The 19,917-nt window shown below is 62.6% G+C and carries 25 protein-coding genes and 2 pseudogenes; 19 read left to right on the forward strand and 8 right to left on the reverse strand.

Annotated features, from left to right (window positions below; translation table 11 throughout):
* Nucleotides 1-95: 95 nt before the first annotated feature.
* The 3 genes and pseudogenes from LB533_RS30060 to LB533_RS25140 all read left to right on the forward strand — a co-directional run.
* Nucleotides 96-269 (forward strand): annotated as a pseudogene (locus tag LB533_RS30060) (hypothetical protein); the annotation flags it as partial.
* Between the two features lie 51 nt (nt 270-320).
* A complete protein-coding gene (locus LB533_RS25135) occupies nt 321-926 on the forward strand; it encodes a terminase (protein ID WP_318012452.1) in 606 nt (201 codons plus the stop codon).
* Between the two features lie 71 nt (nt 927-997).
* Nucleotides 998-1,204 (forward strand): hypothetical protein, encoded by a 207-nt coding sequence (locus tag LB533_RS25140; protein ID WP_224678415.1) that lies wholly within the window; start codon nt 998-1,000, stop codon nt 1,202-1,204.
* Here the strand turns inward: LB533_RS25140 and LB533_RS25145 are convergent.
* From LB533_RS25145 to LB533_RS25155, 3 genes are all read right to left on the reverse strand, one after another.
* Nucleotides 1,191-1,718 carry a hypothetical protein gene (locus tag LB533_RS25145; protein WP_224678416.1) on the reverse strand — a complete coding sequence of 176 codons (528 nt, stop codon included), beginning with the start codon at nt 1,716-1,718 and terminating at the stop codon, nt 1,191-1,193. The two genes, LB533_RS25140 and LB533_RS25145, sit on opposite strands and share 14 nt — an antisense overlap.
* A gap of 193 nt (nt 1,719-1,911) precedes the next feature.
* The gene (locus LB533_RS25150; protein WP_224678417.1) at nt 1,912-2,571 is read right to left on the reverse strand and encodes an SLATT domain-containing protein; all 660 of its coding nucleotides are present in this window, start codon (nt 2,569-2,571) and stop codon (nt 1,912-1,914) included.
* 215 nt (nt 2,572-2,786) lie between these two features.
* Complete coding sequence (locus LB533_RS25155; RefSeq protein WP_263487675.1) at nt 2,787-3,152, reverse strand: nuclear transport factor 2 family protein; 366 nt, start codon at nt 3,150-3,152, stop codon at nt 2,787-2,789.
* Nucleotides 3,153-3,299: 147 nt separating this feature from the next.
* Here LB533_RS25155 and LB533_RS25160 point away from each other — a divergent pair, with 147 nt between their 5' ends.
* Complete coding sequence (locus tag LB533_RS25160; protein ID WP_224678418.1) at nt 3,300-3,869, forward strand: hypothetical protein; 570 nt, start codon at nt 3,300-3,302, stop codon at nt 3,867-3,869.
* Between the two features lie 228 nt (nt 3,870-4,097).
* On the opposite strand, the gene LB533_RS25165 is transcribed toward LB533_RS25160, so the two are convergent.
* Nucleotides 4,098-4,712: a class I SAM-dependent methyltransferase gene (locus LB533_RS25165; protein WP_224678419.1), complete on the reverse strand. Its 615-nt coding sequence runs from the start codon at nt 4,710-4,712 to the stop codon at nt 4,098-4,100.
* A gap of 181 nt (nt 4,713-4,893) precedes the next feature.
* On the opposite strand from LB533_RS25165, the gene LB533_RS25170 reads away from it, so the two are divergent.
* Together LB533_RS25170 and LB533_RS25175 are read left to right on the forward strand one after the other, a co-directional pair.
* Nucleotides 4,894-6,663, forward strand: coding sequence for a portal protein (locus LB533_RS25170; protein WP_224678420.1), 1,770 nt, complete (start codon nt 4,894-4,896; stop codon nt 6,661-6,663).
* On the forward strand, nt 6,660-6,983 hold the full coding sequence (locus tag LB533_RS25175) for a hypothetical protein (RefSeq protein WP_224678421.1): 324 nt from the start codon (nt 6,660-6,662) through the stop codon (nt 6,981-6,983). The genes LB533_RS25170 and LB533_RS25175 overlap by 4 nt, the downstream gene beginning before the upstream one ends.
* A gap of 4 nt (nt 6,984-6,987) precedes the next feature.
* Here the strand turns inward: LB533_RS25175 and LB533_RS30065 are convergent.
* Nucleotides 6,988-7,248 (reverse strand): annotated as a pseudogene (locus tag LB533_RS30065) (endonuclease domain-containing protein); the annotation flags it as partial.
* A gap of 15 nt (nt 7,249-7,263) precedes the next feature.
* On the opposite strand from LB533_RS30065, the gene LB533_RS25185 reads away from it, so the two are divergent.
* From LB533_RS25185 to LB533_RS25210, 6 genes are all read left to right on the forward strand, one after another.
* Nucleotides 7,264-7,521 carry a hypothetical protein gene (locus LB533_RS25185; RefSeq protein WP_224678423.1) on the forward strand — a complete coding sequence of 86 codons (258 nt, stop codon included), beginning with the start codon at nt 7,264-7,266 and terminating at the stop codon, nt 7,519-7,521.
* A complete protein-coding gene (locus tag LB533_RS25190; RefSeq protein ID WP_224678424.1) occupies nt 7,521-7,946 on the forward strand; it encodes a hypothetical protein in 426 nt (141 codons plus the stop codon). The genes LB533_RS25185 and LB533_RS25190 overlap by 1 nt, the downstream gene beginning before the upstream one ends.
* 164 nt (nt 7,947-8,110) lie before the next feature.
* Nucleotides 8,111-8,512, forward strand: coding sequence for an SMI1/KNR4 family protein (locus tag LB533_RS25195; protein WP_224678425.1), 402 nt, complete (start codon nt 8,111-8,113; stop codon nt 8,510-8,512).
* Nucleotides 8,509-8,715, forward strand: coding sequence for a hypothetical protein (locus tag LB533_RS25200; protein ID WP_224678426.1), 207 nt, complete (start codon nt 8,509-8,511; stop codon nt 8,713-8,715). Before LB533_RS25195 ends, LB533_RS25200 begins: the two co-directional genes overlap by 4 nt.
* 95 nt (nt 8,716-8,810) lie before the next feature.
* On the forward strand, nt 8,811-8,996 hold the full coding sequence (locus LB533_RS25205) for a hypothetical protein (RefSeq protein ID WP_224678427.1): 186 nt from the start codon (nt 8,811-8,813) through the stop codon (nt 8,994-8,996).
* An 8-nt stretch (nt 8,997-9,004) separates the two neighbouring features.
* Nucleotides 9,005-9,319, forward strand: coding sequence for a hypothetical protein (locus LB533_RS25210; RefSeq protein ID WP_224678428.1), 315 nt, complete (start codon nt 9,005-9,007; stop codon nt 9,317-9,319).
* A 48-nt stretch (nt 9,320-9,367) separates the two neighbouring features.
* Here LB533_RS25210 and LB533_RS25215 read toward each other — a convergent pair whose 3' ends face one another.
* The 3 genes from LB533_RS25215 to LB533_RS25225 all read right to left on the reverse strand — a co-directional run bounded on the left by LB533_RS25215 (nt 9,368) and on the right by LB533_RS25225 (nt 10,446).
* Nucleotides 9,368-9,682 carry a YMGG-like glycine zipper-containing protein gene (locus LB533_RS25215; RefSeq protein WP_224678429.1) on the reverse strand — a complete coding sequence of 105 codons (315 nt, stop codon included), beginning with the start codon at nt 9,680-9,682 and terminating at the stop codon, nt 9,368-9,370.
* Between the two features lie 175 nt (nt 9,683-9,857).
* Nucleotides 9,858-10,253: a type II toxin-antitoxin system HicB family antitoxin gene (locus LB533_RS25220; RefSeq protein ID WP_224678430.1), complete on the reverse strand. Its 396-nt coding sequence runs from the start codon at nt 10,251-10,253 to the stop codon at nt 9,858-9,860.
* 4 nt (nt 10,254-10,257) lie between these two features.
* A complete protein-coding gene (locus LB533_RS25225; RefSeq protein ID WP_224678431.1) occupies nt 10,258-10,446 on the reverse strand; it encodes a type II toxin-antitoxin system HicA family toxin in 189 nt (62 codons plus the stop codon).
* Nucleotides 10,447-10,552: 106 nt separating this feature from the next.
* On the opposite strand from LB533_RS25225, the gene LB533_RS25230 reads away from it, so the two are divergent.
* From LB533_RS25230 to LB533_RS25260, 7 genes are all read left to right on the forward strand, one after another.
* Nucleotides 10,553-11,464 (forward strand): hypothetical protein, encoded by a 912-nt coding sequence (locus LB533_RS25230; protein ID WP_224678432.1) that lies wholly within the window; start codon nt 10,553-10,555, stop codon nt 11,462-11,464.
* A gap of 43 nt (nt 11,465-11,507) precedes the next feature.
* Complete coding sequence (locus LB533_RS25235) at nt 11,508-12,497, forward strand: Coat protein (RefSeq protein WP_140515933.1); 990 nt, start codon at nt 11,508-11,510, stop codon at nt 12,495-12,497.
* Between the two features lie 298 nt (nt 12,498-12,795).
* Nucleotides 12,796-13,407: a hypothetical protein gene (locus LB533_RS25240; RefSeq protein ID WP_224678433.1), complete on the forward strand. Its 612-nt coding sequence runs from the start codon at nt 12,796-12,798 to the stop codon at nt 13,405-13,407.
* Complete coding sequence (locus tag LB533_RS25245) at nt 13,407-15,863, forward strand: hypothetical protein (RefSeq protein ID WP_224678434.1); 2,457 nt, start codon at nt 13,407-13,409, stop codon at nt 15,861-15,863. Before LB533_RS25240 ends, LB533_RS25245 begins: the two co-directional genes overlap by 1 nt.
* A 263-nt stretch (nt 15,864-16,126) precedes the next feature.
* Nucleotides 16,127-16,780 (forward strand): hypothetical protein, encoded by a 654-nt coding sequence (locus tag LB533_RS25250; RefSeq protein ID WP_224678435.1) that lies wholly within the window; start codon nt 16,127-16,129, stop codon nt 16,778-16,780.
* 2 nt (nt 16,781-16,782) lie between these two features.
* Nucleotides 16,783-17,289 carry a hypothetical protein gene (locus LB533_RS25255; protein ID WP_224678436.1) on the forward strand — a complete coding sequence of 169 codons (507 nt, stop codon included), beginning with the start codon at nt 16,783-16,785 and terminating at the stop codon, nt 17,287-17,289.
* On the forward strand, nt 17,290-19,914 hold the full coding sequence (locus LB533_RS25260; RefSeq protein WP_224678437.1) for a hypothetical protein: 2,625 nt from the start codon (nt 17,290-17,292) through the stop codon (nt 19,912-19,914).
* Nucleotides 19,915-19,917: the final 3 nt, after the last annotated feature.

Genomic DNA, 19,917 nt, shown 5'->3' on the forward strand with positions numbered 1-19,917 from the left:
GGACGGAATGAGGCGTCAGTGTTTTCTGGAGCACCCCTCATCCGACCTCGCTTCGCGAGGCCACCTTCTCCCGCAAGGGGAGAAGGGAGGGTCGCCGCGATTGCTGCCGGAAACGCCGTTCAATCAACGCGATACGGTCTTCGTCTCGCAAGATGATTCAAGGGACAAGAATGACCCGTCACGTCACCTTCATGACAATCGACGACGCCGAGCATTATACGCCGCAGGAGCGCGCGGTGATCGTCGCCGCCTATCCCGAACATGAGCGCGAGGCGCGGGCGCGCGGCATTCCGGTGCTGGGCTCCGGCCGCATCTTTCCGGTGGCCGAGGCGCTGATCGCCTGCGCGCCGTTCCGGCTGCCGCGCTATTGGCCGCGCATCGGGGCGCTCGATTTCGGCTGGGACCATCCGTCCGCCGCGGTCGAGCTCGCCTGGGACACGGAGGCCGATATCGTCTACGTCACCAAGGCGGCCAGGGCCTCGCAGCAGACGCCGGCCATGCAGGTGCTGGCGCTGAAGCCGTGGGGCGAGTGGCTGCCATGGGCATGGCCGCGCGACGGCCGCCGCGAGACGCTGGAAGGGGCGGGCAACGCACTGGCCAAACAATATGCCGCGCACGGGCTCAACATGCTCCCAGGCCACGCCCGCTTCGCCGACGGCTCGGTCTCGGTCGAGGCCGGGCTGATGGAGATGCTCGACCGTATGCAATCCGGCCGCTTCAAGGTGTTTTCGACACTTGTCCCCTGGTTCGAGGAGTTCCGGCTCTACCATCGCAAGGACGGCCAGGTGGTGAAGCTGCGCGACGACCTGATGGCCGCGACCCGCTATGGCGTGATGATGCTGCGGGAGGCGCTGGTCGACCCGGCGGAGTTCAAGAGCGCGCGGCGGGCGGTGGGCCAGAGCGATCCGCTGGGGGCTTTCAGGTGAGGGGCGAGTTCTACTGAATCGGAACCAACGGTCCTCGCCAAAGTTCTTTCCTGCGGATCCAGGAGGTTATGATGCACCACGATGCACAGCGAAACTCGCAAGCAGCTTCTGCCATGCCAGACGCGGCACAGCAATTTGTCGATGACCTGACGGCTCTATCCCACAAGCATGGCATAGCTATAGCCGGGCAGCCGGTTCTTTTCGTGATGGAAAAGGACGACTATGGTTTAGCGTACTATATGAATAGCGACGGCAACCTGACGCTCACGTCAATCTAGCGGTTAGTCCCGAGTTTGGCATGGGGATATTGATGGACGGTTCCACTCCGCGGGTCTCTCTCAACACCCTCAAAACTTCGGCAGGGTCTAGGTCTGTTCCTATCATTCGTTCGGATTCGGAGCGTGGATTTTCTACCGCTTTGGCTCGATACACTGTTAGCCGTTTCCCTTCTTCACGAGCACGCCTTGCCAGCGCTCGCATATAATACATGTTGAACTGAGACTCGGCCAACGTTTGGGCGGCGGTGACCGGAACGGCGACCATCGTGTACCCACCTTTGGGTTTCCGACGCTCAACTTGTTGTTTGAAGCTACGATTAGCTCTCAATGCATTAGCTAAGGCGTCGTCGGTTTCGCTCTGTGACGCTGCCCTGAGCAGGTCGGACCAAATTCTTCCACCGGCTTCATTTAGATAGTTGCTGATGTAGATTGAGCCATCAGCTACATCTATATCAATTTCTTCAACCATTAACGCGCGCGTTCTCTGATCAAGGTTTTCGTATTGCAAGCCCATCGTTTGCCCCCTTCAAGTAGCAGGATGTCTCATACACTGAGTCGCGAATTTCCAAATGCGTTTTGCCGATCGCTTCGTCTCGGTCGAGGGACGACTGCTGGATCGAATGCTTCTGCCCAATTCGAGGAATTCCGCCTCCACTAACGCAAAGACTGCCGGGTCATGGACGCGTTGAAGCGGCTTGCATCAGCGGCTAATGGTTGCCAAAATATCTCAAAAGATCGGCCAACTGGGTGATGGGTACCGTCGATGCTACCGCAAGCAAGGCTGTCGCAACAACAATGGTCAGTCGCATCACATCAAGTACGCGAGATTCATTGCGGACTTCCTTCCGAGCTATTTCCGTATCTTTGGCTGTGACCTTCGGAAATTCGTCTGGATGTTCCAAACGGTATTTCTCATTGTCCACGTCATCATGATTTATATTGTAGCGCCGGAGGATGTCATCAAAGCGAACCGAGTAGGTGGTTACATCTGAATTTGTCGGGCGCGAAATTGCTCGCAGCTCTCGGCGAAGCGAGTTTATCTCCAGTGCGCAACGCTGGAATTGGTCAGCTTTCACAGGATCCGCATGAGCGGACTGAAGCAGAGACGACGCCAGGATAAAAATTGAAAAGGCGATTGTTGTAAGAGCAATTGTCTTCTCTACAAGCTCTGGTACTTGAAAGAATACCGGTAACAAGGTCAAAACGACAACAGCAACAGAGGCGTATGCGGTGTTTGCGGTTCGCTTACCCCCGCGGATCTCAAGCCGTTTGGCAGCATTGAAGCGAGCTCCTTTTGTCCGCTTCATTTCGTTGAGTAGGCTTGCAACCACGCTGTCGGTTGCTTGCGATTGGTCAGTATTTGCCAAACTTAACTCCCCATCCCATGATCCTCTTACCTGGCGTCTGAAAAAGTCTCAATAGAGGTACAACAAGAAATGTAATTTGGCGTTTACAAGCAGGCGATGAACATGCTCTTGCCCCCATCCCCGGCAGCCTGCGCGACATCTCCTTCCCCGCTGCAATCTCCGTTCCGAAGATCGCCGGGATCGGTCGCCGGCGCTCTCGGCGCCAACGGCCAACCCTACTCCACGATCTTCCAGTAAGAATCCTTGCGGATCACCTTGCCGTCGCGAAGCGTGTAAAAGTCACAACCCCGGACCTCCTTTTTCTCTCCCTCACGGGAGGTGCCGGTGAGCGTCCATTTCGTGATGCCGGTATTGGAATCCACAAAATGCTCGGCGTCGCCGTAGTGGACGTCGGGCAGGCCTTCAAAGCGCGTTGCAAGGGCTTGCCGTACGTTCCCCTTGCCCTCGAAACGAGAGCCCCAGGGCTTGCCTCCTCTCGGCATCTCCAGGATGCAGTCGTCGGAAAAGAACGCCATGATCCGATCGAGATCGTGCGCGTTGAAGGCCTCGCATAGTTGCGTCAGCGTCGATCGAATGTCCATTCGCCCGTCTCCTTCAATTGGATGACCGATATCTTGCTCCCGCATTCGATGGTCGAAGTAGGTCACCAGCGAGGAGACCGGTCAAGGGCGTGAATTTTCACGCCGCACTCACATAGATGAACCGTATCCCGGGGCTCTGGCATCCGCATGACCCTCCGCATCGTCCCCGCGACGCTCCGCGACCTCTCCTACATCGGCGCCAATTTGCGGCCCGAGGACCGGGTCGAGATCGATTGCCAGCTCGACCAATGGTCGCCGACGCTGCTGGCGCTTACCGCGCTGCAGGGGCTTGCCTATGTGGCCGAGCTCGACGGCAATCCGGAGGCGGCCTTCGGCGCCGCCGAGCAGCGCAGCGGATTGTGGATTGCCTGGAGCTGGGGCACGCGCCGCATGAAGCGTTGCGTGCCTGGCATCACCGGATTTTTTCACACGGTGCTCGGGCCGCAGGTTTCCGCCCGCGGCGCCTGGCGGGTCGAGGCGCGGGCGCTGGCCGGCAATGAACTGGCGCTGCGCTGGCTGGCAAGGCTCGGCGCTACGCAGCGCTGCCTGCTGCCGGGCTATGGCCGCAACGGCGAAGATTTTTTCCTCTACGACTGGACAAGGGAAGGCTGGAACCATGTGTCTGTTTCAAAAACCACCGGAATTGAAGCCTCTGCCGGCAGTGCCGACGGCGCAGGACAAGGACGTGCAGGCGCGCGAAGCAGCACTTCGGGCTGAGCTCGAACAGCGCCAGGGCACGGCGAGCACCATCAAGACCGATCTGGCGCCCGGCAGCCTCGCCGGCCAGCGCCGCGTGCTTTTGGGGGTGTGACCATGGCCGCGATGAAGCGCAGTTTTCGCCGGCGCGTGCTGGACTGGTGGTACTGGAGGCGGCATGCAAGGGCGGTGAAGCGACGGCGCGGGTGAGGGTTCTTCCTTCTCCCGCAAGGGGAGAAGGAAGAACCCTCACCCCTTCTTCGCGAACGCCCACACCATCACCGGGTATTCCTCGTCGTTGCTGAGGTCCCGCCACAGGCCGTAGGCGCGAACCGGGCCGCCTATGTGGGCGCGGGCGCAGGCCTTGTTGCCCCAGCCGAACGCCTGGACGTTGTCCTCGGCAAAGCCGCCATCGACCATCAACTGCTTCAGGCCGGCCGGCGTCCACCTGTTGTAGTCGTGCGGCCTGGCATGGACGCGAAACAGGAACGGCGTCGCCACCATCGCCCAGCCGCCGTCGCGGGTCATGGCGTGGATATTCCGCGCGGCGGCAAGCGGCCGCTGTACATGCTCCAACACCTGATCGGCGATGACGATGGAGTATTGCTCGTCGGTGCGATCCTTGCAGATATCGAAATCGGGGAAATCGACCGAGCGATAATTGGGGCACATCGCCTTCCAGTAGCGGTTCCAGCCTGGCGAGATCTCGATCACGTCCCGCGATTTGCGGTTGGCAGCCGTCAGGAAGGTGGTGAAGGCTTCGATCTGGCGGATTCGCAGCCAGTTGCGGGAATCGTAGCCGATGAGCCGTTTAACGGTCCGTTTGCTCTGGTTTTTCAGGGCGGCAAGGCTTGTCGTCGTCACATCGACCTCCTGCAACGCCCGCCCGCGAAAGAGAGCCTAGCGCGGGCAAATGGGCAAAAGATGACAGAACGTTGAAGCCGCCAATCTCCCCCCTCGTGGGGGAGATGCCCGGCAGGGCAGAGGGGGGCGCTGTCCCGCCGGCACCTCCCGATCATCCCTCAAGATCTGAGCAAGGCAAAACATGACCGATTCCCGTGCCCGCGATATTCTTTCCCGCCAGTGCGAACTCGAGAGCGAGCGCGCCGCCTATGAGCCTGTCTGGGAGGCGGTGGCGGAGTTCTGCGATCCCGATGCGCCCGACATCTGGTCCGGGCGCGGCAGCCGCCGCGGTGACAGCCAGGCCGAGCGGCAGGAGCGGCGCGGCGCCCGCGTCTATGCCAATACCATCAACTCGGCCGCCAACCGGCTGGCCGCGGGCTTGGAAAGCCTGATCATTCCGCAGTCGGAGAAATGGCACGGGCTGACCACCGCCGAAATGGACGACGAGGAGACCGACGAGGAGAAGGAATGGGCGGAAGGCCTGCGCGACTTCCTGTTTTCGCTGCGCTACTCCGCCAATTCCAACTTCGTGCCGGCGACGCAGGCCTGCCTGCGCAACGTCGTGCGCTACGGCCCGGCCTATCTCTATGCCGAGGAGGGGTTCGGATCGACGCTGATCCGCTACGCCTCGATCCCGGTGGTGGAGGGCTATCTCTCGCGCAACCGCTGGGGTCAGGTCGACATTTTCCACCGCCGCTACGAACGCACCGCGCGCCAGGCGGCGCAGTTGCTCGGCTACGAAAAACTGCCGGCGCGCATCAAGGCGCTGGTCGACGACCCCGCCAAAAGCGAGGAGAAGATCGCGCTCATCCAGTGCATCCAGCCGCGCGACGAGCGCCGCATGTACCGCTCGGGCGGAAGCTACCGCTATCTCGATGCCGCCTTTGCCTCTTACCATGTCATCGAGGCCGAGGAGGAGATCGTGCGCGAGAGCGGTTTTCGCACCTTCCCGGTGGCGGCCTTCAACTGGCGCCGCTACGAGGGCGACGCCTATGGCATCTCGCCGACCATCGAAACCTTGACGACCGTGCGCGAGGAGAACGCGGTGCGCCGCTCGGGCCTGCGCGCGCTCCAGCAGATCACCGATCCGCCGACGGCGTCGAAGGCCAGGCTCGATTATGTGCCGGTGCTCAATCCCGGCGAGAATTATCCGGGCCTCATCGACGACAATGGCAGGCCGCTGATCCAGCCGATCACCACCGGGCAAAACCCGAGCTACGCTTTCGACTATGCGGCGAGCCGGGCGGAGGAGATCCGCGACATGATGTTCGTCAATCTGTTCCAGACCCTGGTGCAGAACCCGCAGATGACCGCCACCGAGGCGCTGATCCGCCAGGAGGAGAAGGGCGCCCTGCTCGGGCCGTCGGGCTCGATCATCCAGGCGGGCTTTGCCACCAATCTCGACCGCGAGCTCGGCATATTGGAGGACAAGGGCCTCTATGACGAGGACAGCCGCTTCCTGCCGCCGGCGAGCCTGGCGGGCAAGGCGGTGCGGCCGACCTTCACCGGTCCGCTCGATGTCTTGCGCCGCTCAGCGGAAGCGCGCGACACCATCCAGCTGGTGACCACGGCCATGCAGATGGCGCAGTTCGACCCTGATGTGATGGACAATATCGACAGCGACGAGGCGCTCCGCGTCGTGCAGAGCGCCGGCCGCAGCCCGCAGCGCATCTTCCGCCGCAAGGACGAGGTGACTGGCCTGCGCGATACGAGAGCCAAGGCCAGCCAGGCGCAGGCCGGCATGGCGGCGCTCGCCACCGCCGGCAAGGTTGCCAGGGACGCCGTGCCGGCGGCCGTGCAGGCGCGCGACAGCGGGTTGCTGGACAGCCTGCAAGGGTTGATGCAGGGCGGGGAGGGTGGTGCACCGGCTGGCGCGCCGGGTGGGCCTGATGTGCCAGGTGCCGGCGCATGAGCCGCAAACGCTTCGCCCATTCCCGCAAGACCGGCGGCGCAGCCAAGGCGCAGGATGCGCTGACCAAGGCCTATCTGCGGGTGTTCTCCGGCCCGGACGGCGAGATGGTGCTGGCCGATCTCACCGCCACGACAGGCTATTACCGCCGCCCGTCCTATGGCGAGTGGATGGCGCGGACCAGAACGCCCGACGGGTTCGAACTGCACAGCGCGCTCAGCAACGCCCGCGCCGAAGTGGTGCAGCACATCATGGGGTTCCTGACGCTGGACGAGCAACAGCTGGCAGCGCTGGAGATGGCGGCGAGGATGGAGGAAAGGTAGCTATTTAGCGACCGCATCCTTGGGAGGCTGGCGCTGTCCCGCCGACCCCCGTCGTCAGGTTGCATCCCCGAGCCCCAGCCGCGATCACAATATGCTGCAGACGTTGTCGATGTCGCGGATGACGTCGTCGTTCCCGAAACGCAGGACCATCCTGGTCCAAACGCACTGACCTTGCTTCGTCGACTGCAAGGCATCGACTTCCGTATGCCGAGCGCCGTCGGCCTCAACGACCCAATTTCTTCTCCGGGCACGCAAAGTCGATAATTTAGTAGGAGAGGTTGTGGTCCATCATTCCGCAGAGCGGCAAATATGGGGAAGATTCCCAAGTCTCTTTGCCAAAGATGAGATGCACTCTCTTCAGAATCTTCGCGGTGTGCCAAAAGAACTTGATGGTCTTTTGCACAAGATTATTTTTCGATACGAATGGGACACATTTTATGCGTCGAATCGCGAGCCAATTCGTCAGCAAGTGCTGGACTACATGACTTATATAGACAAGAAATATGGACATCTGTTCAGCCCCCCAATAGGTGAGTGATGCAATATTTCTATATATGGCCGAACGTCGCGGGTGGGCTTGGCGAACGCACAGTTCTAGATCCGAGCGTCCATCCACCGATCGTGACCAAACTTCACTACGAGGTAGAGGGCTGGTTTGGGGATGTGATCGTTACGACATTCCCCTGTTTCCTCGTGACTGAAGAAACCCAGCGCGCACTGCAGAAAATGGGCTTTTCAGGTGCAGGGTTCGCCGAGGCGGAAGTGACTATTTCCGAGGAGTGTCAGGAAGATCAACCCGGGCTGGAACTTCCGCCATTCGTCTGGCTGAAAGTGAATGGGAAAGCTGGCCGCGACGATTTCGGGATCGCAACAGACTATCGCCTCGTCATCTCGAAACGCATTCTTGATCTGCTGGAATCATTAGGCATACCGTTTGCAGTGGTCGAACCCTACGAACAGTAACGGGATCGCGCTTTTGTTGTCGCGGCGACGCAACGCTGACCGGCCTCTCCAGTGAAGTTTGGCGGTAGTCCAATCGACACCTCCAACGAGATTATTCTGCCTCGCGAAGTTCATCGACAACAGGCTACGCCGTGGTGGAATCAGTTGCTGAAGGACCTGGGAGGATGACAGTGGGATATAGTTTAACCGAGGGGCAGTTCGACGCACCGGCTGAAGCCGCAGTTGTCGATGGCCTGTCCGCAAACTTGGGAGTGACGCTGCCCAAGGATTACACCGATTTCCTTAGAGAGCATAATGGAGGTGAAGGCTTCATCGGCGACAGCTATATAATTCTTTTCAAAGCCGAAGAGTTGGTAGACTTCAATCGAGAATATGAGGTTGAAAAATACGCGCCAGGCATCCTCTTGTTCGCATCGAATGGAGGGGGGGAAGCCTATGGCTTCGACATCGACGATGTGGAAATGCCAATCGTGCGCATCCCGTTTATATTTATGGAACGGCAATCCGCCCAGACGATAGCGCGAGACCTCGCCGGTCTATTTGCTAGGCTGAAGGACTGGAAATGAGCGTCCGAGATACAAATTCGCGCTCCAAGGGCATGGAACTGTTCGAGGTCACACCGATTGCGGTTGGCGGCGATCCAGTCCGTTTGGAGAACAAGATCTGGTTGACCAGACAAGAGCATTTTGAAGCGGTGCGTTTCTGGAATCGAACTATCAAAATTCAGCGTAAGGCGGCACTGGAGAAGGCGCCTCAGGCGGATGGCTAGGGTGCGGGGAGTATTGACCTCACGAAGGCAATGACTACTTCGGTCGATTATTGTGCAAGCCTACGTCGGAGCCTTGGACCGAGGATTCGGACGCGATGGTTGCGATTGCGCCTGAGGATGCATTGGTACCAGCAAAGGCAGCCAAGGCAGGCCTGACATACTTTCTCGAAATCTACATCGCGATCGAGTTCACCGAGGGCTTGGTCGCGTCGCTGAAAGAAAAGCCTAGCCTTTCCGCCATCTGTGAGAGGCTTATCTACTACGCCACCTATGATGCATGAGAGGTAATATGTCGACTGACCTACGTTATGATGGACAGCCGCTGCTTAGGCTGCTGGAGCTTTATGTGCTCTGGGCCATCGGAGAACTTTCTCAAGAGTCGGAGGATGGCTTGAAGAAGATAGGTCCCAAACTGCAATCTATCTATGGCGGCGATGGACAATGGCATGATGCAATAGCCCAGTCTATGCACATGCCTGAGGGAATGCCGGCAGCAATCCGGGATATGTGGGCAAGGAACCTCAAAATCGCGCGAGACAACAACGTGACGCTCACGCCCCAGCAATTTGCCGAGATGTTCGTGGACAACAACTTCGCGGCTTGAGGCGGTGGCTTGCCTTCTCCCCGTGAACGGGGAGAAGGCGGCTAACGATCAATAATTGCCGTTGTAATACCGGTCGTCGCAAGGGGCGGTGTAGATGCGGCCGTAGCGGTCCTGGTAGCGGCAGAGCTGTTCGCCGCGGCGCTGCGGGGTGGTGGCCGAGCCGACAACAGCGCCGAGCAGCGCGCCGCTGGCCGCGCCGATGACGGTGCTCTTGGTGTTGCCGCCGATGGCCTGGCCGACGAGCGCGCCGCCGGCGCCGCCGATCAGCGCACCGGTTCCGGCTCTCTGTTGACCTTCGGTCTGCGCGCAGCCTGCCAGCGCGGCAGTCATCAGAACGGCGGCTATGGCTTTGTGAAAGTTCATGTGACGTCTCCCTTGAGGCCTGAAGTCCCTATGGCTCGCCACGTGCGGCCGCATTGCGGCGGAACGGGGGCATACGTTCTCACGATATAAGACATGGTTTCTCGGGCGTTGATGGAAAACACCTCTTTAGAACAAGGCGGTAGCGCCGTTTGCCGTGCACATGATTCAGCTGGAGCTAGACCGCCTGGATGATCTTCCTGGCGGCGGCGGTCAGAAATCCCGAGCGGCTGTAGCCGTGGCGCTCGGCATATTGGTCGATCTCGCTGAGGACATCCTCGGGGATGGTGACGTTGACCCGCACCACCTTCTTCGTCTCGGTCTTCAAGGCGATCAGGACGGCGACGCCGGTCAAATTGTCCTTGTCCGCCATCACCTGCTCCAGCGATGAGGGTTCGGGTATGGCCTCGCCATCCTCGACCAGACCATCGACATGAAAGGCAAGTGCTTCCTCCGCCATGGCGCGGGCCTCGTCGAGGCTCGTGCCGGCCGTCACCACGCCTGGAAAGTCGGGAAAGGAAACGCCGAAATCGCTGTCTGCTTCCTTGTGGATCAGTCCGATATAGTGGCGCATCTGTCTACCTCAATTTGAGACCGGATTGCTTTTCGATGCTTTTCAGCGTGCCGATCGGAATGTCGCGCTTGGGATGCGGAACTGTGACCCGACCTTTCTTGGTCGCGTGCTTGAACTGGGCATGGCTGCCCTTTCGAGCCACTTCGAACCAGCCATCGGCCATCAGTCTGACGATGACATCGGCGCTCTTCATGTTGTGTATGGATACACACAATTCAAGTGCCTGTCCATAGAGGCAGCGACTACTGGTTAGGCCAGCGACATTGATTTCCCTTCTAACCTCAACAAAGGAACATCACATGATAGATCTGGCAGATGCCGGGTCCGTGGCTGCCTCGTCGCAGCCGGCGGGCAACCCGGAACGGCCTCCGGCAGGCGCGGATAACGGGTCCGCCGCGCTTGCCGGCAAAAGTTGGTTTGACGGTCTTTCCGAAGGCAACCGCAAGCTTGCTGAAGCCAAGGGCTGGACCAAGCCTGAAAGCCTCGATCGGGTTTTCACATCCTATGCGGAGCTGGAGCGGCAGCAGGGCGAAAGCCTGCGCGTTCCAGCCAGGGACGCGCCGAAGGAAGACTGGGACAAATTCCATGCCCGGCTGCCCGAGGGGATGCGTCCGCTGACATCGCCCGAAAAGGTCGAATACCGGCGGCCTGACGGCCTGCCGGAAAGCTTCGCCTATTCGGACGAACTCGCCCAGGCGTCCAAGGCCTGGGCGGTCGAAGCCGGCGCCACGCCGAAGATCGCCCAGGCCTATCATGACAGGTTCGTCGGCTACATGGCCGAGCAGGCGGCGGCCCAGCAGGCAGCGCTCGCCCGCTCGGTCGAAGCCACGCATGACGACCTCGTCAAGGATTGGGGGCCGACCGACAGCGACGGCTTTCGCCAGAAGCTGGAGGTCGCCAACCGGGCGATGAAGAAGCTCGGCCTGGTCGATGCCTACAAGCAGAAGGGCATCCTTCTGCCCGACGGCGCCCTAACCGATCCGCAGATCGCCAGGGCCTTCCAGGCGATCGGCGAGGCGATGTTCCGCGAAGACACGATCGACGCCGACGCGGCGCCCAGGGGCCAAAACCCCTTCCGGCGCAACGCCGCCGGCGAGCGCAACGTTTCGGCGATATCAGCCCTTGTCAAAAGTGACCCTCAACGCGCCCGGCGGCTGGCCAGGGAAGCGGGCGAAAACCCGGATCTCTGGATGCCGAACAACCCGCTCTGATCCCGGCGCATCAGCCGCAAATCAAACCTGAAGGAAGAGAAAAATGGCAGACGCCTATACCCGCATCGCGGACGCGATCGTTCCGTCCGTCTATGCCCAATACGCTTTCGAGGAACATGTCCAGTCGCTCGAAATCTACCAGGCCGGCATCCTGTTTTCCGATCCGGCCATATCCTCGAAACTGTCGATGGGCGGCCGTTCCGTCGACATGCCCGGCTGGAAGGACCTCGGCAATGACCCGTCCGAGCCGGTCAATGACGATCCGGCCGATTCCATCGAGATGAAGAAGATCGGCTCTCGCCGCGAGGTCGCCGCCCGCAATGTCCGCGCCCAGGCGTGGGGCGTTCCCGACCTGACCTCGATCCTGGCCGGCGACGATCCGCAGAAGCTGATCGTCAAGCGGCAAACCGAGTACTGGCAGCGCGCCAACAAGCTGACCTTGATCGGCATGCTCAAAGGCGTCGTCGCCGACAATCTGGCCAATGACGGCGGCGACCTGGTGCGCGCCACCGGCGCCTCCATCGTCGACACCGACATCATCGAAGCGGCCTACCTGATGGGCGACCGCGCCGACAAGTTCCGCACCCTCTGGATCCATTCCAAGCAGATGAAGGCGCTGAAGCTCGCCGACCTCATCGACTATGTGCCGTCCTCGCAGCAGGGCGGGCCGCTCATCCCCTATTATATGGGGCTGCGCTGCGTGGTCGACGACGACATCCCGCAGGCGGCGGGCGTCTACACCGCGTTCATGTTCAAGGACAAGGCGATCCTGTGGAACGAGCTGCCCGTCAACACGGAAGGCGGGCCGCTGGAGTTCGACCGCAAGCCCCGCCAGGGCCATGGCGGCGGGGTGACGGAAATGGTCGGCCGCCGGCATTTCGTGCCGCATGTTCCCGGCACCCGTTTCCTCGATGCCTCCACCGCCGGCGAATTCGCCACCGATGCGGAGCTGGCGCTCGCGGCGAACTGGGACCGCACCGCGTCGAGCGTCAAGACCATGACGTTCATCGCGCTGAAGACGACCGAGGCGTAGGGTTTCGTCTCCCGGGAGGTGGGCTGAGCCCACCTCCTTTCTGCGTGGCATTCCTTCGCGCCCCCCTCTGCCCTGCCGGACATCTCCCCCACAAGGGGGGAGATCGGATGTCGTCGCGGCCTTCGCTAATCTCCGATGTGCGGAGAAGAGCGCCACCGGTGAAGCTGCCAATCTCCCCCCGCGTGGGGGAGATGTCCGGCAGGACAGAGGGGGGCGCCGTAGCGCGCCAACAACCCCGCCAAGCCGCTTCGAGCGGCTTTTTTCATGCCGCAATCACAACCCACGGAGGCGCTGACCCATGGCCATAACCCCGACCGACATCGCCAATATGGCGCTGGCCGTCCTTGACGAGGCGCCGATCGACAGCCTCGACCAGGACATCAAGGCCGCGCGCCTGCTCAACATGCATTTCGACCTGACCCGCGAAGCCGAGTTGACGAAATACGCCTGGGTGTTCGCCATCCTTTCGGCATCCGTGGCCGGCAGCGATACCGGTTCCGGCGATTGCACGCTGAACTGGGTCTATGAACTCCCCGTCGATTGTCTTCGCCCGCTGCCGCTGACCCACAAAGGCGAGCCGGACGGCATCGCGATCTCGTGGCGGCAGGAGGCGGGCCTGGTCTATAGCGACCAGGCGGGACCGCTCACCATTCGCTATGTCGCGAACCTCACCGACCCCAACGACTGGGACGCGCTGTTCACCGAAGTGCTGGTGGCGGCACTCGCCATCAAGGTCGCGCATCCGCTGACGCACAAGGCCGGCATGATCGACATAGCGCGTTCGGCCTACGACCGCGCGTTGGACGCCGCCTTCACCGCGCAGGCCATCCAGCGCGGCGGACGGCTTTCGATATCGAGCTGGGCCATGCGGCGCGGCGACAGCCGGTTTGGTGCGGGGGCCATGCGCTGATGGCGACGCTCTATCCGGTCCAGGATGTCTTCACCCGCGGCGAGATCTCGCCGCGCCTGCATGCGCGCGCCTCGCTCGATCTCTACCGCGCGGCGCTGTCGAAATGCGAGAATTTCGTCACCCTGCCGCATGGCGGCATCCGCAAGCGCGGCGGCACCCGTTTCGTCGGCGAAGTCAAGACATCCGCCAGGGCGACGCGGGCGATCCCGTTCATCTTCTCGGCCGATCAGGCCTATATGCTGGAATTCGGCAATCTTTACATCCGCGTCTACGCCTATGGCGCGCGTGTCGGCACGGTCGAGGTGGCCTCGCCCTATCTTGAAGCCGACCTGTTCGATCTCGACTATGTGCAGTCCGCGGACCAGATGTGGATTTCCCACAGGGACTATCCGCTCAAGGTGCTGACGCGCACCGCCCATACGGCATGGGCGCTCGACGACTACGCGATCGACGACGGGCCCTATGACGACATCAACGATACGCCGACCACGCTGACGCCCGCGGACTATGGCGCGCTGACGCCGAAGATGACGTCGAACAACGCGCCTTCCGGCACGGTCTCAGGCATGGGCGGGGCAGGGGACGCCTACCAGCTTTTCGACAAGGCGACAGAGACGGACAGCGGCATCACCGGTGCCACCAACGGCTCGGTCACCTACCAGCTTGCCGGTGGCGCCCAGGCCATCGTCGAGAACTATTACCTGACCGCACGCACAGGCGGGACGGTCGACCGCACGCCGACGATCTGGGTGCTCGAAGGATCGAATGACGGCGCGACATGGGTGACGCTCGACAGCCGCACCGGCGAGACCGGCTGGTCGGGCGGCGAAACCCGCTACTATGAATTCCTGAACAAGCTGGCGTTCGAATATCACCGCTTTACATGGAAGGCGATCAACGGCGCCTCGGACAGCGCGTTTTCCGAACTGAACCTCAACCGGGCGGCGGCCAGCCAGACGCCGTTCGACCTCACGGCGTCATCGACCGCCGGCATCAATGGCGGCGCCGGCTTCCAGGCTTCGGACGTCGGCCGGGCCATTCGCCTGCTCGCATCCGATGGCCGCTGGCGCTGGGCCAAGATCACCAGCCGCACCAGCGCCACGGCGGTGAAAGTCCAACTGCATGGTTTCGCACTGCCCGACCTCAGCCCGATATCGCGTTGGCGCCTGGGCACGCTTGTGCCGGGGAAATATGTCGAAAGCGGATCGCTCTACGAGGAGCGCCTGGCTTTCAGCCGCAAGTTTTCCGTCTACGCATCGGCGACGGGGGATTTCAACAATTTCGCATTGGGCGAGAAGGATGACGACGCGCTGGAATTCCTACAGGCCGGCGGCGGCCAGGCGAACGACATCACGTGGATCGCGGAATCGGACGGCGCCCTGCTGATCGGGACGCTCGGCGGCATCCGCGCGCTCTCCGGCTCCGGCATCGACGAGGCATTGACGCCCTCCTCGTTCAAGAACCGGCGCTCGCGCACGTCGGGCTGCGCCCGCATCCGCCCGGTCGATGCCGGCCAGTCGTTCCTCTATGTCACACGCTCGCGCCGCTCGATCGCCGAGCTGACGCAGGCTTCGACCGGCCGCTTCACCTCCGACGATATCGGCCAGATCTCCGAACATATCGCCAAGCGTGGCGTGGTCGAGCTGGCGTTCCAGACCGACCCCGACCCGATGCTGTGGTTTCCGCTCGATAATGGCGAGCTCGGCGGCTACACCCACCAGCCCTCGCAGGAGGTGCGCGGCATGCACCGCCACCGCTTCGGCGGCACCGTCACCGGGTCCGGCTGGGCGGCCGTCGAAAGCGCTGTGGTGACGCCCGGCCAGAACGGCGTCGACGACATCTGGCTGATCGTCAGGCGGACCATCGGCGGCGTGACCAGGCGCTATATCGAGATCATGACGGCGCCGTTCGAATACGGAGCGCTGGAGGACGCCTTCCAGGTCGATTGCGGCCTGACCTATTCGGGCGCCGCCGTCAACACCGTGTCCGGGCTTGGCCATCTCAACGGCGAAAGGGTCGACGTGCTGGCCGGCGGCAAGGTCCATCGCGGGCTGCCGGTCGCCTCCGGCCAGGTGACGCTGCCCGGCGGCGCCGTCGCGGCCAAATGGCAGGCCGGGCTTGCGTTCCAGTCGCAGGCCGACACGCTGGAGCTCGACGTCGCCGGCCGGGACGGCTCGATCCTCGGCCGGCGCAAGAAGGTGGCGGGTGTCATCCTGTCGCTGCTCGAGACCGACACGACAGGGCTTCAGGTGCAGTCGCTGATCCGCGGCCGCTGGGAAAGCGTGCGCATGCCCTCCATCGTCGCGCCCGACGGCAAGGCGAGCCTGTTCACCGGCAATGTCGAGGTGCCGATCGACGACAGCTGGGAAGGGCAGGGCCGGGTACGCATCCGCCACGTCAACCCGACGCCCTGCACGATCCGCGCATTCACGCCGGTGTTCGACGCCGAGCCGTAGGGCGGCTGATCTGACGCTGGAGACCGGCGAAGGCAGCGCGGCTGCCAATCTCCCCCCTCGTGGGGAGATGGCCGGCAGGCCAGAGGGGGGCGCTGTCCCGCCGGCCTCTCACGCAACCCACTTCTACCGGGCGATCGTCGCTCGTGAATTGATCAAAGCCGCGATCCTTCGCGCCCCCCTCTGCCCTGCCGGGCATCTCCCCCACAACAAGGGGGGAGATCGGCGCTCCACCGCCTCCCATCCCTACCACAAGGATCCATCCCGTGACCATCACCCCCCATGCCGAACAGCTCGGCAGGGCGCGGACGGCTGCCGACTTCGCGGCCGTCATCGCCTTGCTCGAAACCGACCTCAACGGCGCGATCGCCCGCCGGCGCGACTGCGAACAGGCCGAGGACCGCGCCATTTTCGGCGACGGCGATCTCTGCGCCGCGCGGATCGCGCTAGACGACTGCAACGACACCATCGCGCTGCTGGAGAAGGCCATCGCGGCGGCGGACAATTGCCGCGCCGCCGCCGCCGCGAGCGAGGCGCGCGCCGATGTCCAGGCGCTGGGCGAAGAGGCAAAGGCCAAGGCGGAGGCGCTGACGCAGCGTTGGCGCAACGCCCGCCGGCTGGTCGAGCTATTGCGCCAGGACCTGTTCGAGGCGGATGCGCTCGCCCGCGCCATCGCCACCGCCAATGGCCTGTTCGACGCCACCGGGCTTGGCGAGCTCAAGGTCAACCTCGCGCGCACCCGCCGTGCCGCCATGGCCGGCCCGCGCGCGGCGGCGCCGGCGCGCCTCAGCCGCCCGGCGCTCCAGGCCGACAGGCTGCTTCTGTCGTTCACCAACCCCGGCGGCGCGCTCGACCCGCGACCGGCGCTCGGCGCGCGGGCAGCCAGGAAAAACCCCATTGCCGCATCCCAGCGAGGCTGACCATGTGCACATTAGCCCTTCTCGGCACGGCCATCTCGGTGGGTGGCGCATTGATCGAAGGCCGGCAGCAGAACCAGGCGGCCGGTTACCAGGCCAAGGCCTACGGGCAGCAGGCGCAGGCCGATGCGCAAAGTGCTGCCTTCGAACAGAGCCAGGAGCGCCACAGGCAGGATCTCCTGCTTTCGCAGGCGCGGGCCCAGGCGGGCGCCTCCGGCGTGGGCATATCTGGCTCGCCGGCCGAGGTGCTGGCGGCCAATGCCAGGCAGGGGCAACTCGATCTCGACGCCATCCTGTATGGCTCGCGGCTGCGCCAGAACAATCTCGACACACAAGCCGCCATCGCGCGCTTTTCCGGCAGGCAGGCGGCCGCCGCCTCGATCTTCAAGGCCGGCAACGCGCTGCTTGGCGGCCTTTCCAAAATCCCGACCAAGAGCCCGGGCGCGGCAACCGGCCGCGCCGTGATCTTCGGCGGCTCGAATCTCAGGAATCCGTGGGCAGGGAACATTTAAATGGCGACCATTCCTCTCCAGTTGGCAACGCGCCGGCTCGACACCGGCACTGTGGTTTCCTACCCCGACAGCGCGCCGGTCGGCAGGGCCATGCAAGGCTTGGGCGACGAGCTCTCGGCGGTGGCCGAGCGCTATCAGCAAGTGAAGGAGCAGCAGGAGGCGTTCGACGCCGATCTCCTTCGCCGCCGGTTCGACGGCCAGATCGCGCAGGCGGAAGACGAGGTGACGGCGAATGCGCCGGCCGACGGCAACGGCCTGCACGAGGCCATGTACGGCCTGGTCGATCCGCGCACCGGCCGCGTGGTCAAATCAGGCCTCTTCGACATGCTGTTCGACGAGGCCCTGCCGAACATGCCCGAGAGCCAGCGCGCCGACTTCGCCAGGCAGAAGGAGGCGATGCGCCTGGATGGAGCGTGGCGCATGGCGCGGCGGCAGCGCCAGCGCCGCGACGACTATGAGCTGGCCGAGTGGACCAAGGTCGACGCCATGTCCACCAGCGCCATCGCGCAAAGCGACCCGAACGACACCGCGAACTTCGAGGCGATCCGGCAAAGCGGGTTTGACCTGATTGCCAAGATCGGCAACCCGCTCATCAGGCAAGCGGCGGAAGCCGCCTGGCGCAGCAACACGGCCAAGGCGCTGGTGCAGGCGATGATCGCGAAGGATCCGCAGCGGGCCGCGGAGATGCTGGGTGGGGCGCAAGCTGGAAGCCAGACCAAGGAAGACAGCGCCGAGGCTGTTGGTGGTTCCAACGCCTCGGGCAGCTCAAATGTCGCCGCCGGGAATGGAACTGGCAAGCTTACGCTGGTCGACGTTCGTGCGCAGGTATTAGCGCGAAGCAGTTCGACGACGCCGGATGATAAGACAACCATACCACTCGACGTTATCACCTACCTGAAGCCCAGCGATCTCGCAGCGCTGAGGAATCAGGCCAACACGGCGACCGGCGCGCAACTGGTCAATGCCCGCGCGAAGGTTCAACTCGCGGAGCAAAACGCCCCGGCTGTCATCGCCAGCACGGGCCAATATCCCGAGGAGAGGCCGACCGAGCAGGACTTCGTCGATATCTACGGTGCGGAAGAGGGCGCCAAGCATTTCAAGACGTTCAACATAACGGCTGGGGTAGCCGGTGCGGTCTTCGACATACGTCGCGCGCCGAACCGGGCGATACATGCTGAACTTCGGGATTTTGAGCCCGCACCCAACGGCTCACCCGAAGAGCGCGAGCAATACGAGATAGAGGCCGGCGCCGCGCAATTGGTGCTGGGCGCCAGGCGTGCTGACCCCGTTGGCTATGTCAGCCAAATGTTCCCGGGCCAGGCCCCGGACTGGAGCAAGATCGCAACTCCCGAGGAGTTCCAGACTGCCATCACCTGGGTCGTCGCTGCCCAGCAGGAGATGGGTTTCGACAGGATACTGCCGCTGCCCTGGGCGTCAGCTGATCAGCGAGCCGCGAAATACATCGACCAAGGCGTGCCGTTCGAAGAGCGCCTTGCGGAGTTGAGTTCGATTGTTTTGGCGGTTCGCGATCCAGATGCGCGCAGGGCGATGGCCGAACAGATTTCCTTGGCGGCGGAAGCCCAATGGCGGGCCAGGGCCGCCCAAGATCCGAACATGACGCCAGAGTTGTTGGAAGCCCAACTTACAGCGCTCAAGGACGGGTTGGCTTGGATTGGGAAACATCCGGCCCAAGCCCAGTACAGCACCATGTCCTCGCTGCAGCAGTTCGGCCTGGCTTTCGGAGATATCGGTCGGATCATGGCCAAGGGGGCGACCGCTGGCGGAGCGGACGCGCTCGTCGCCAAGCTGGCCCCGTCGGAATCGGGTGGGGGCTATGAGGAGCGCCTCAAAGAAGAGCAGGCGCAGACCGCGGACGCCGAGGACCGGGCTGGCATGGCCGGTTGGGTGGCCGAGGGCCTTGGCGCCGGTTTGTCAGGATATGGCGCCGCCAAAGGCCTGTTCAGCTTGCTGGGCCGGGTAGGGATCGGCGTGGCTGCGGAGGGCGGCGGGTTGGCCGGTCTCGGCACGCGAACCGCCGTAGGGAGCGTGGCGGGTGGCGCTTACGGTGGGGTATACGCCTACAACACAGGCGGGAGCGTCCCTGGGGGGACGGCCAGCGGCGCCCTTTGGGGCGCTGGCGCCAATGTACTTGCCGAGGGCCTCAATGCGATTGCCAGCCAGGTGACTGCAAGACTCGCTAGGCATCCCAACGTCGCCAATTCAAAAATCATCTCGGATGACATATCTCTGCCGATCTCGGTCTGGGGGGCGAAAGAAATTCTATCAACCCCCACGGCAGAAGGGATAATAAAGAGACCCTATTCAAACCTGAAGGACCCTCCAACTGTTGGGGCTGGCAAGAATTTCACGAGATCGCAGAAAGCGAAGATCGCCGAACAGAATAGGAGGGTGAATGGTGGCGTTTTAAGAGATGACGAGGATGGCCAAGAATTGGTCCCGGCTAAGAAGAGTAAAAGAGGCGTGACTCCTCCGTCCAACGAAGCGCAGTATGATCATATAGAGCCGCGTGTTCCAGCTGATCCGAACAAATCTCCTGGATCGAATAGCTACAGCAATGCAAAGCTGGTAGCAAGAATTAGAAACAGGAAAAAATCGAATAAGTAGGTG

Origin of the sequence: Mesorhizobium sp. BR1-1-13, from assembly GCF_020165515.1 — a bacterium.
Lineage (GTDB): Bacteria > Pseudomonadota > Alphaproteobacteria > Rhizobiales > Rhizobiaceae > Mesorhizobium.

What these genes read in the sequence shown, in the direction of transcription:
- LB533_RS25235 (WP_140515933.1), top strand. Translation starts at nt 11,508, where the DNA reads ATGGCAGACGCCTATACCCGCATCGCGGACGCGATCGTTCCGTCCGTC.
- LB533_RS25230 (WP_224678432.1), top strand. Translation starts at nt 10,553, where the DNA reads ATGATAGATCTGGCAGATGCCGGGTCCGTGGCTGCCTCGTCGCAGCCG.
- LB533_RS25215 (WP_224678429.1), bottom strand. Translation starts at nt 9,682, where the DNA reads ATGAACTTTCACAAAGCCATAGCCGCCGTTCTGATGACTGCCGCGCTG.
- LB533_RS25170 (WP_224678420.1), top strand. Translation starts at nt 4,894, where the DNA reads ATGACCGATTCCCGTGCCCGCGATATTCTTTCCCGCCAGTGCGAACTC.
- LB533_RS25200 (WP_224678426.1), top strand. Translation starts at nt 8,509, where the DNA reads ATGAGCGTCCGAGATACAAATTCGCGCTCCAAGGGCATGGAACTGTTC.
- LB533_RS25245 (WP_224678434.1), top strand. Translation starts at nt 13,407, where the DNA reads ATGGCGACGCTCTATCCGGTCCAGGATGTCTTCACCCGCGGCGAGATC.
- LB533_RS25225 (WP_224678431.1), bottom strand. Translation starts at nt 10,446, where the DNA reads ATGAAGAGCGCCGATGTCATCGTCAGACTGATGGCCGATGGCTGGTTC.
- LB533_RS25195 (WP_224678425.1), top strand. Translation starts at nt 8,111, where the DNA reads ATGACAGTGGGATATAGTTTAACCGAGGGGCAGTTCGACGCACCGGCT.
- LB533_RS25175 (WP_224678421.1), top strand. Translation starts at nt 6,660, where the DNA reads ATGAGCCGCAAACGCTTCGCCCATTCCCGCAAGACCGGCGGCGCAGCC.
- LB533_RS25190 (WP_224678424.1), top strand. Translation starts at nt 7,521, where the DNA reads ATGCAATATTTCTATATATGGCCGAACGTCGCGGGTGGGCTTGGCGAA.
- LB533_RS25155 (WP_263487675.1), bottom strand. Translation starts at nt 3,152, where the DNA reads ATGGACATTCGATCGACGCTGACGCAACTATGCGAGGCCTTCAACGCG.
- LB533_RS25220 (WP_224678430.1), bottom strand. Translation starts at nt 10,253, where the DNA reads ATGCGCCACTATATCGGACTGATCCACAAGGAAGCAGACAGCGATTTC.
- LB533_RS25240 (WP_224678433.1), top strand. Translation starts at nt 12,796, where the DNA reads ATGGCCATAACCCCGACCGACATCGCCAATATGGCGCTGGCCGTCCTT.
- LB533_RS25140 (WP_224678415.1), top strand. Translation starts at nt 998, where the DNA reads ATGCACCACGATGCACAGCGAAACTCGCAAGCAGCTTCTGCCATGCCA.
- LB533_RS25260 (WP_224678437.1), top strand. Translation starts at nt 17,290, where the DNA reads ATGGCGACCATTCCTCTCCAGTTGGCAACGCGCCGGCTCGACACCGGC.
- LB533_RS25160 (WP_224678418.1), top strand. Translation starts at nt 3,300, where the DNA reads ATGACCCTCCGCATCGTCCCCGCGACGCTCCGCGACCTCTCCTACATC.
- LB533_RS25210 (WP_224678428.1), top strand. Translation starts at nt 9,005, where the DNA reads ATGTCGACTGACCTACGTTATGATGGACAGCCGCTGCTTAGGCTGCTG.
- LB533_RS25255 (WP_224678436.1), top strand. Translation starts at nt 16,783, where the DNA reads ATGTGCACATTAGCCCTTCTCGGCACGGCCATCTCGGTGGGTGGCGCA.
- LB533_RS25145 (WP_224678416.1), bottom strand. Translation starts at nt 1,718, where the DNA reads ATGGGCTTGCAATACGAAAACCTTGATCAGAGAACGCGCGCGTTAATG.
- LB533_RS25205 (WP_224678427.1), top strand. Translation starts at nt 8,811, where the DNA reads ATGGTTGCGATTGCGCCTGAGGATGCATTGGTACCAGCAAAGGCAGCC.